Here is a 235-nt window from a genome sequence, read left to right on the forward strand (position 1 = left end):
GTTTATGATTCTGACCTTCTCGCGCATCCGCGAATGGCTGCTCAACAGCATTCCGGCGAGCCTGCGGTTTGCCATGGGTGCCGGAGTCGGTCTGTTTCTCGGCCTCATCGGGTTGAAGACCGCAGGCATTGTGGTGGCCAGCCCTGAAACCTTGCTGAAGATGGGCGACCTCACCGCCGCTGGCCCGCTGCTGGCTGCCATCTGCTTTCTAATGATTGCGGTGCTGGAATACCAC

1 pseudogene is annotated in these 235 nt (G+C 59.6%); it reads left to right on the forward strand.

Annotation, left to right across the window (positions count from 1 at the left end):
- Positions 1-235: pseudogene (locus tag AC0IW9_RS32055) on the forward strand (NCS2 family permease); the annotation flags it as partial.

The organism is Belnapia sp. AC561, from assembly GCF_979252845.1.